General features: G+C 71.6%; 1 protein-coding gene. It reads left to right on the top strand.

The window, feature by feature from the left end:
- Nucleotides 1-1,439: polyketide synthase dehydratase domain-containing protein (locus tag ACFYWL_RS31190; protein ID WP_386980429.1), on the top strand; the 1,439-nt coding region annotated here is incomplete at both ends.

Here is a 1,439-nt window from a genome sequence, read left to right as displayed (position 1 = left end):
TACATCGAAACCAGCCCCCACCCCGTCCTCACCACACCCATCCAACACACCATCGACACCACCACCACCAAAGCGGTCACGATCGCCACACTGCAGCGCAACCAACACGGACCCACCCAACTCGCACTCGCCCTCGCCCACACCACCACCACCGGACTCCACCCCCACCAACCCACACCCACCCCACACACCACCCCCCACCTCCCCACCTACCCCTTCCAACACCACCACTACTGGCTACACCCGTCGGCGGGCGCCTCGTCGGGCTCCGGGCAGCGCAGCACGGGCCATCCCCTGGTCGCCTCCGCCATCGAGCTGGCCGACGAACGGGGACACGTCCTCACCGGTCAGGTCTCCAGCGCCACGCATCCGTGGCTGGTCGACCACGCGGTCTTCGGCACCGTCCTGCTGCCCGGCGCCGCCGTGCTGGACATGGCGTTCCGGGCCGGCATCGAGGTCGGCTGCGAGCATGTCGAGGACCTGACGCTGCACGCGCCCCTCGTCATCAAGGACGATGTCGCCGTCCGGTTGCAGGTCGTGGTCGACGATCCGGACGACAGCGGCCGGCGCACCTTCGCGGTGTACTCCCGGCCCGCCGACGCCGACGCCGAGACCTCCTGGACGCGTCACGCCGACGGTGCGCTCACCCCGGCCGCTCCCGCCGACGCGACCGTGGACCAGCCCGCCGACTGGCCTCCCGCCGGCGCGACTCCGATCGACCTCGCGGGTTCCTACGAGCAGCTCAGCGCCAAGGGGTACGACTACGGCCCGGCCTTCCGTGGGCTGCGGGCGGCGTGGCGATCGGGCGACGAGGTGTTCGCCGAGGTCGGCCTGCCCGAATCGGAGCAGCTCAGCGCCCACCGGTTCTGCCTGCATCCCGCGCTGCTGGACGCCGCGCTGCACCCCGTCGCCCTGGGGCTCGTCGGTGAGCACGCCGCCGGCGCGCTGCCCTTCACCTGGAGCGGAGCGTCCCTGCACGCGGTCGAGGCGAGCAGCGTACGGGTCCGGCTGTCCCCCGCCGGGCCGAACGGCGTGACCGTGGTCATGACCGATGCCTCGGGTGCACCCGTCGCCACCGTCGACGCGCTGACCCTGCGGGCGGTCGACGTCACGCGCCTCCGTGGCGGCGCCCTACCGCTGCGGGTGGAATGGCCGATCCTGGCGACGCCGGACGCGCAGCCGACGCCGCCCTGGCGTACCGGCGTCGTCGTGGGGCCGGACCCGTTGGGCCTGTGCGAGCGTTTCGAGGGTCTCACCGCCGTGGACGCTCTCCCCGACGACGCACCGGTCGACATCGTGTTCTTCCACTGCGGACTGGACGGGGACCACGACGACTCGCTGGAAGCGGCTCATGCGGTGGCGGAACGGACCCTGCACCACCTCCAACAATGGCTCACCAACCCCCACCTCACCCACACCCACCTCGTCATCCTCACCCA

The organism is Micromonospora sp. NPDC002575 (genome assembly GCF_042889525.1).
Taxonomy (GTDB): domain Bacteria; phylum Actinomycetota; class Actinomycetes; order Mycobacteriales; family Micromonosporaceae; genus Micromonospora; species Micromonospora carbonacea.
This window is presented reverse-complemented; position numbering and strand designations above follow the sequence as displayed.